We start from the raw sequence: 7,376 nt of genomic DNA, 5'->3' as shown, positions 1-7,376 counted from the left end.
ATAACCTTAACTTCTCGAACCGCCCGGTGCGGACCCGCATGCCGGGTGGTGTGGCAGGGGACCGGTCAGCCATGCTGACCGCCCCTATGCCGATATGCTTGGGAAAAACTATCAGGTTCGGTTTACTTATAACAATATTTTACAGGAAATTTGGAAACACTGTTCGTATACTCTATGCTGTATAGGAAAGTTGGATAGCAAGTATCGCAATCCCAACGCGCAAGGAACTGCGCACTGCATAGAGGACGACCCTGATGAGTAATATGAAACTGATTTCTGCTGCTGTAATCACTGCTGGTTTCGCACTGGCTAGCCAAGCGGCTCTCGCTTATAACGCCGGAGACATCTTTGTCCGTGGCGGCGTTGCCCAAACGGATACGGGTTCAGGTAACGGAAACGTCGATGGCGATTCATTAAATGTACAAAGCGCACGCGGTTTTACTTTCGGTGCAGGCTATTTGGTGACTGATAAAGTTGGCCTAGAGCTGAACAGCTCCGAGAAATTTGAGCATGATCTTAATACAGCTTCCGCAGGTGATATTGGTAGCGTTGATCGCTTACCTATCAACTTGTTGGTGAACTACTACCCCATGGGCGGTCTAGATTCACGTGTGCAGCCATACGTTGGTGCTGGCTTGAACTACACGCGTTTCTCTGGTGAGCCTGCCGACGTAAGCATTGATGAAAGCTATGGCATTATTGGTCAAGCGGGTGTGGACTTAGCGGTTACTCAGAATGTCATGCTGAATGGCTATGTCAGCTACGCTGATGTGAGCGCAGATATTAATGCCAACGGCGTTGGTGTGGGCGAAGTGGATATGAATCCTGTAACGATTGGCGGCGGTGTCACCTACCGCTTCTAAGTGATGGCATTTACTGTCGTTAGAGCAGTATAAACGTCAGTAAAAAAGTATAGTGGCAATATCGCCCGGCCTAGAGCCGGGCGATGTGCGTTTAGATAGTGGAAAAGTAGTCTCAGATAAAATTAAGGCGTCAGATTACCAAAGCCGCTTTCCGTTACGACCGCGTTATCCTCAATGCGAATGCCGCCACAGGGCGAGAGCTGATCGATTAGTTTCCAGTTAATGGGTAAAGAGGTATTTCGTAGTGGGGCTAAGAGCATATCGATAAAATACAAACCTGGCTCAATGGTAACGACCATGCCTGGGCGTAGTGTGCGTGTTAGTCGCAAAGCAGGGTGGCTTTCTGGTGCTGGCGAGGGTGTGCCATCTGGGTGACGTAGCCCCGCGACATCATGTACTTGAAGCCCTAGTGAATGTCCCAACCCGTGAGGGCAGAATGCGCGAGTCACGCCTTCTGCAACGGCTTGCTCTACGGTGCCCTTGAACAAGTCATGAGCCACTAAAATCTCACCTAAATGGTGATGCATTTGCTCGTGTAGCTTCAAAAAGCTAACCTCGGGCGCCACCGCTTTTACCAACTCGCCCTTTAAGCCATGCATTGCTGTCACTAGCTCACCAAACTCTGTGGGCGCATCTGGTCCCGCGTAGGTGCGGGTGATATCCGCACAGTAGCCCCGATACCGACGACCAGCATCAACTAATAAGCTGAAGCGCTGCTTTGAGGAATTGAGGTCATAATGTTGGTAGTGCAAGACCCCGGCGTGATCATTAAGGCCAATGATATTTTGGTAAGGAACGGCGGATTCACGCTGACGGCTGGCCGCTAAGTAGGCCAACTGAATATCCAATTCACTGGATGCGCCAATAAAGGCCGCCTGAGCTGCCTGGTGGCCCGCCATGGCTAAGCGGTTAGCTTCACGTAAACAGGCAATTTCATAAGGCGTTTTGAACATCCGCAGCTCATCAAGGGCATTAATGAGGGCGGCAGGCTGCTTGTCTACAGTAAGTGCTTGTTGAGTGTTTAGCGTAAGACTACCTATATCGCCAATAATCGCAGCGCGTCCTGTGAGCTGAGGCGTGATTTTGTCGCTGCATAGATGTACATCAAATGCTGTTACCCAGGGTTCTTCCGGTAAGTGTGTGGGTAAATGCCAAAAATCAGCAGGGGCATATAGATAGAGTTGAGGGCGCTCATCAGGCTGAATAATCAGCCAGCTATGTTGCACATCGGCTAACCCGACCCAGTGCATAAAATGCCCATAGGTTTGAAACGTAGGCGTATGGTCATCAGCAAAGTGAACATTGGCATGTCCACTATAAATAGCTAGGCTATCAAAGCCTTGACGCGCCATTATATCTGCATAAGCGTGCGCTAAGTGGGCTATGTGATCGCGTTGTAGATTAAACAGAGTTGTTGACATGCAAACCGTGCCCTTTCTCAAATAAGCTTTCTCAAATCTGGATTCAAGTACGTGGAGAGGCGAGCTCACTCCAGAACCTGTCCAGCTCGGCGTGGTGTTGGCTCTGGTGACGGTATAGCCGTAACTCCATAGGAACATCCCAGCGGCTGTCGCCTGCTCTTACCAGCGTACCTTCAGCAAGTTCAGCTGCAACATTCCGCTCCGGCAACCAGCTCATTCCGTACCCGAGTAGGACTAACTCTTTGATACCTGCGGCGTAAAGATTTTCACTTTGAGCCGTTAAATAAGTGCCTTGAGGTAATCGAGCCAAATGTGCTTTAACGGCAGACCCGAGTAAACCGCGCTTGGGATAAGCCAGCCATGGCACCGGCTGATTGCGCGTTCCAGGTAGCAGTGCGCAGGGCTCACCCGTGGTCGTAAGTCCTGTCACGGGGATCAGTCTTTCATGACCAATCACTCGGTAGGTACAGGCACTGGTGTCCATATCGAGATCACACCGCCCAACCGGCCAGTAGCAAATTGCCAGGTCACATTCAGCGCGTGCCAAAGCTAAAAAATAGTCATTAGCCACCCACCCCGTGGCGCGTAAATAGGGTTGTACGCGATCTTGCCAACCTGTGGATACGAGCCATTCAGGTAAAAAGTGTGGCAGCAGGCTTTGCGGTGCTGCCACCATAATGCGTCGTTGCTGACCGGCATTAATTTCGCGCACCCGGTCACGCGTTAATCTTACCCGCTCGGTCACTTGCTCGCACAGCGTTAAAAACTCCTCCCCAGCGGGGGTGAGTGAGAGCGGTAGCGTTTGGCGATTAATCAACGTGACGCCCATCTCCTCCTCAAGCAGCTTAATGCGCCGGGAGAAGGTGGGCTGGGTCACATGTTGATCATCTGCTGCGCGAGAAAAGTGCCGTGTCCTGGCCAGGGCGATAAAATCTTCTAGCCAGCGAATTTCCATGCTCTACCTCTTCGCGCCTTGATTCGCTGTGCAATAGTTAGTGCCCCGTTCATAGGCGCGCCTCTTCTACAGCGTGGCACGCCACACGCGTTCCGTCATCCTGGGTTTTTAACACGGGAATCTCCTGTTTACAGCGCGCATTAGCGTAAGGGCAGCGACCATGAAACACGCAGCCACTCGGCAGATTAACCGGGGTAGGCACTTCACCGGATAGGCGAATATGTTGAGGGCGGTCATCTTTTAAACGAGGGATCGCTGACAGTAGCGCTTGGGTATAGGGATGACGCGGCTTCTCAAACAGGGTAGCCGTGGTAGCAATTTCACATACCGTACCTAAATACATCACCGCCACACGGGTACCAAAGTGCTCAACAACGGCTAGATCGTGGGTAATAAACAGATAGGTAAGGTTGCGCTCGTGCTGAGCATCCATTAACAGGTTGAGTACCTGTGCTTGAATCGAGACATCCAGGGCGGAAATGGGCTCATCAGCGACGATAAACTCAGGGTCGACGGCGAGGGCGCGAGCAATCGCAATGCGCTGACGTTGACCGCCGGAGAACTCGTGACCAAAGCGTTTTCCCCAGTCGGGGTCGATGCCAACTGAGCGCATGACCTCTTCCACCTTGTCGAGAATCTGCTGCCGTTTCCACTCTGGATGGTGAAGGCGCAGGGGCTCCTCAAGGGTCTGCTGGATAGTCATGCGTGGGTTAAGCGATGCATAAGGGTTCTGGAAAATCATCTGCATACGCTTGCGATAAGGCAACAGCTGACGCGAGCTCAAATTATCGATGCGTTTGCCGTCGTAGCTAATTTGACCTTCGGATGGGGTAAGCAGTCCCATTACCGTGCGCGCCACGGTGGATTTCCCACAGCCAGATTCACCCACCACACATAGTGCTTCACCGCGTTTAATATCGAGGTTAACACCATTAATAGCGTGGACGTATTCCTGATGGCGAACCAGTTTGCCGCCTTTGAAGCGCAACTGATCGAGGAAGTCACCCGAGAGTGAGAAGCGCTTTTTGAGATTGCGAATTTGCAGCAGTGACTCGGTGCTCTCCTCATTCTGACTAGGCGTGGGAATGCGGTTGGCCGATAAGGCCTCAGCCTGCGCACTCATAAGGTTTCCTCCTTCAAACGACGATCTTCGAGCATTTCAGCCACCATATGACACGCGACCCGGCAGTTGCCAGATTCGACGAACTCTGGCACAAGCTGGGTGCAGGCGGGGCGGGGCTGACCATCGGCACGATTGATAAAATCGCAGCGCGGATGAAACGCACAGCCGCTTGGCAGGTTAGAGAGCGATGGCATACTGCCGCGAATCTGGTTGAGCTTCTCGCCAGGCGTTGCCATTTGCGGCAGTGCATTAATTAACCCTTGGGTATAGGGATGCTGAGGATCGTTAATGATTTCCCGGGTGGGGCCCTGTTCAATCACTCGACCGGCATACATCACTAGCATGCGCTGGGTGACTTGGCTTACCACGCCCAGGTCGTGGGTGATCAGAATAAGCCCAACATTGTGTTGCTCGCAGAGCTCAAGCAGCAGCGCCATGATCTCGGCCTGGATTGTTACGTCGAGGGCCGTCGTGGGCTCATCGGCAATAATAATGTCCGGATCAAGCAGCAAGGCAATGGCGATAATTATGCGTTGACGCATGCCGCCAGATAGTTCGTGAGGGTATTGTTCCAAGCGCTTTTCAGGTGACGGAATTTGCACTTGGCGCAGCTTATCCAGGGCAATGGCGCGCGCTTCTTTCGTTGAGATGCGACGATGCGCTTTCAAGCACTCTAGCATCTGTTCACCAATGGAGAGCACCGGGTTCAGTGTCATCATCGGGTCTTGAAAGATCATCGAAATGCGATTGCCGCGTACTTTACGCAGGCCACGCTCCGACATGCGGTTAAGGACTTGGCCGTCAAAGTTAATGCTGCCCCCGGCAATAAAGCCGGGTTTGGCAATTAAGTTCAGCAGTGAGAACGCCGCTACGGATTTCCCCGCACCGGATTCACCGACAATGCCTAAGCGTTCTCCACGCTCAAGACTGAAGCTAATATCACGCAAGGCGTGTACCTCACCTTGGCGCAACGCAAAGCGGACATCTAAATTAGTAACGTCGAGTAGTGCCATGGAGCCCTCAGCCTTTATAGAGTCGTGGGTTCATGACATCACGTAGCCAATCACCGAGTAGATTGATCGACAGCACCAGCACTACCAGCACGGCCCCAGGAATCAAGGTGATCCACCAGGAGCCTGACTGAATATAGTCAAAGCCAGATTTAATCAGCGATCCCAGCGATGGGTGTGTTTCCGGCATACCCAGCCCCAAAAACGACAATGCCGCTTCAGAGATAATCGCGTTGGCAATTTGCACCGTAGAGATTACGAAGATCGGTGACATGGTGTTGGGCAGCACATGACGGAACATAATGCGTTTACTGCGCAGCCCCATGACCCGGGCAGCATCCACATACTCTTTGTTTTTTTCCGCCAACACGGAGGCACGAACGGTACGCGCGTATTGGGGCCACTCGGCAAGGCCGATAATTAAGATCAACATGAGTACCGCGTACTGGCTATAAAAGGCGCTCCCCATGGTGGCTTTCACCACGGCTCCGACGACGATAGCGACCATCAGCGTAGAGAATGAAAGCTGGATATCCGCCAGCCGCATCAACACTGTATCTACGCGGCCACCTAGATAACCCGCCATCAGGCCGAAGGTGACACCAATCAGGGCTTGTAGAATGACTGCGCCGAAGCCAATCAGCAGTGAAACGCGTGTTCCATAAAGCACAATCGACCATAAATCGCGCCCTTGGGCATCGGTACCCAGCGCATAGCGGTCATCGGCGCCATCAATCCAAAAGGGCGGTAGCTCAGAGTCGAGAATATTAATATGACGCAAATCATACGGGTCAGTGGGCGCCAATAGCGGTGATGCAAAGGCGGCAACGACCATGCAGATAAATACGGCCAGGCACAGCTGAGCGGTGCGATCACGCTTAAAGGTGTACCACAGGTAGGAGTCGCGCAAGCGTTCCCAGCGGCTGGGTGAAGCAGTGGTCGTTATAGTCATGCGGGCTTCCCAGTCAGTTTAACGGTCGGATTCACTAGGCCGTAAATCAGGTCCACAATGGTATTGGTAACCACGAAAATAACGCCGACGATCATTAGGTAAGTCACAATCAGGGGGATATCAGCATGGTTTATTGCATCTAGGAACATCAGTCCCATCCCCGGCCACTGGAAAACGGTTTCGGTCAAAATGGTGTAAGCCACCATGGTACCGATCTGCACGCCACCAACGGTAATGACGGGGAGCATTGTGTTCTTTAGCGCATGAACAAAATACACCCGACGCATGGAAATCCCTTTGGCTCGTGCGTACTTAACATACTCCGACTGGAGGACTTCCATCATTTCGGCGCGTATCAAGCGAATAAAAAGTGGCAGCATGATAGAAGCCAGCGATACTGCTGGGAGCACCAAGTGCTTTAAGCCATTCCACGTTGCTAGGTTGGTATCCCAGTTGCCTGCCACATTGACCAAGTCATAACCGCGACCAAAGGATGGCATATCGCCTTGGGTGGAGAACAAGCTGTTCAGCCATGAACCCCAGCCCGTCGTTTCAGGGAATAGCGTAACGGTTACGCCAATCGCAAAAATTTGAATAAGTAAGATGGCGGTAAGAAAGACCGGAATGGAAATACCAATAATGGAAACGCCCATAAATAAGCGTGAAATCGGTGATCGAGGCTTGATCGCGCTATACACCCCAATGGGCACTGAAAAAACCACGATAATCAGCGTTGCAGCAAATACCAGCTCAAGGGTGGCAGGTAAGTGTCGGGCGATTACTGAGAGCGCGGGCTCTCGGTAAAAGTATGAGTAACCAAAATCACCTTGCACGGCATTTTTAGCAAAACGTACGTATTGCACCAGGAAAGAGTCATTCAGACCTAAGCGCTCACGAATTGCTTCGCGTTCGCTCTCCGGCACGGATTGCCCCACCATCTGTTGTACGGGGTCACCCAGGTTATCCTGAATAGCGAAGGCCAGCACGCTGATGACAAACATCACCAACATCGCGTGCATCAGCCGCTTGATTAAAAAGGCAATCATGGCGTA

The 7,376-nt window shown here is 52.1% G+C and carries 7 protein-coding genes; 1 reads left to right on the top strand and 6 read right to left on the bottom strand.

Annotation, left to right across the window (positions count from 1 at the left end):
- The first annotated feature begins 254 nt into the window (after positions 1–254).
- On the top strand, positions 255–863 hold the full coding sequence (locus tag ACQKE4_RS15520) for an OmpW/AlkL family protein (protein ID WP_427389261.1): 609 nt from the start codon (positions 255–257) through the stop codon (positions 861–863).
- A gap of 122 nt (positions 864–985) precedes the next feature.
- Here the strand turns inward: ACQKE4_RS15520 and pepQ are convergent, their stop codons facing one another.
- Genes pepQ through ACQKE4_RS15490 form a run of 6 tightly spaced genes read right to left on the bottom strand, consistent with a single transcriptional unit; the run spans position 986 to position 7,370 of the window.
- The gene (gene pepQ / locus ACQKE4_RS15515) at positions 986–2,284 is read right to left on the bottom strand and encodes a Xaa-Pro dipeptidase (protein WP_427389260.1); all 1,299 of its coding nucleotides are present in this window, start codon (positions 2,282–2,284) and stop codon (positions 986–988) included.
- A 43-nt stretch (positions 2,285–2,327) separates the two neighbouring features.
- Entirely contained in the window at positions 2,328–3,239 is a 912-nt protein-coding gene (locus ACQKE4_RS15510) for a LysR family transcriptional regulator (RefSeq protein WP_427389259.1), read from the bottom strand.
- Positions 3,240–3,288: 49 nt separating this feature from the next.
- A complete protein-coding gene (locus ACQKE4_RS15505; protein WP_427389258.1) occupies positions 3,289–4,362 on the bottom strand; it encodes an ABC transporter ATP-binding protein in 1,074 nt (357 codons plus the stop codon).
- Complete coding sequence (locus ACQKE4_RS15500; RefSeq protein WP_427389257.1) at positions 4,359–5,375, bottom strand: ABC transporter ATP-binding protein; 1,017 nt, start codon at positions 5,373–5,375, stop codon at positions 4,359–4,361. Before ACQKE4_RS15500 ends, ACQKE4_RS15505 begins: the two co-directional genes overlap by 4 nt.
- 7 nt (positions 5,376–5,382) lie before the next feature.
- Positions 5,383–6,324 (bottom strand): ABC transporter permease, encoded by a 942-nt coding sequence (locus ACQKE4_RS15495; protein ID WP_427389256.1) that lies wholly within the window; start codon positions 6,322–6,324, stop codon positions 5,383–5,385.
- Entirely contained in the window at positions 6,321–7,370 is a 1,050-nt protein-coding gene (locus tag ACQKE4_RS15490) for an ABC transporter permease (protein WP_427389255.1), read from the bottom strand. The genes ACQKE4_RS15495 and ACQKE4_RS15490 overlap by 4 nt, the downstream gene beginning before the upstream one ends.
- Positions 7,371–7,376 lie beyond the last annotated feature (6 nt).

Source organism: Halomonas sp. NPDC076908, assembly GCF_050269715.1.
Lineage (GTDB): Bacteria > Pseudomonadota > Gammaproteobacteria > Pseudomonadales > Halomonadaceae > Vreelandella.
Note: the sequence above shows the minus strand (reverse complement) of the source record. Positions and strands in the feature narration are given on the sequence as shown.

Excerpts from the sequence above, each read along its gene's own strand:
- ACQKE4_RS15520 (WP_427389261.1), top strand. The coding sequence starts at position 255 with ATGAGTAATATGAAACTGATTTCTGCTGCTGTAATCACTGCTGGTTTC.
- ACQKE4_RS15505 (WP_427389258.1), bottom strand. The coding sequence starts at position 4,362 with ATGAGTGCGCAGGCTGAGGCCTTATCGGCCAACCGCATTCCCACGCCT.
- pepQ (WP_427389260.1), bottom strand. The coding sequence starts at position 2,284 with ATGTCAACAACTCTGTTTAATCTACAACGCGATCACATAGCCCACTTA.
- ACQKE4_RS15495 (WP_427389256.1), bottom strand. The coding sequence starts at position 6,324 with ATGACTATAACGACCACTGCTTCACCCAGCCGCTGGGAACGCTTGCGC.
- ACQKE4_RS15510 (WP_427389259.1), bottom strand. The coding sequence starts at position 3,239 with ATGGAAATTCGCTGGCTAGAAGATTTTATCGCCCTGGCCAGGACACGG.
- ACQKE4_RS15500 (WP_427389257.1), bottom strand. The coding sequence starts at position 5,375 with ATGGCACTACTCGACGTTACTAATTTAGATGTCCGCTTTGCGTTGCGC.
- ACQKE4_RS15490 (WP_427389255.1), bottom strand. The coding sequence starts at position 7,370 with ATGATTGCCTTTTTAATCAAGCGGCTGATGCACGCGATGTTGGTGATG.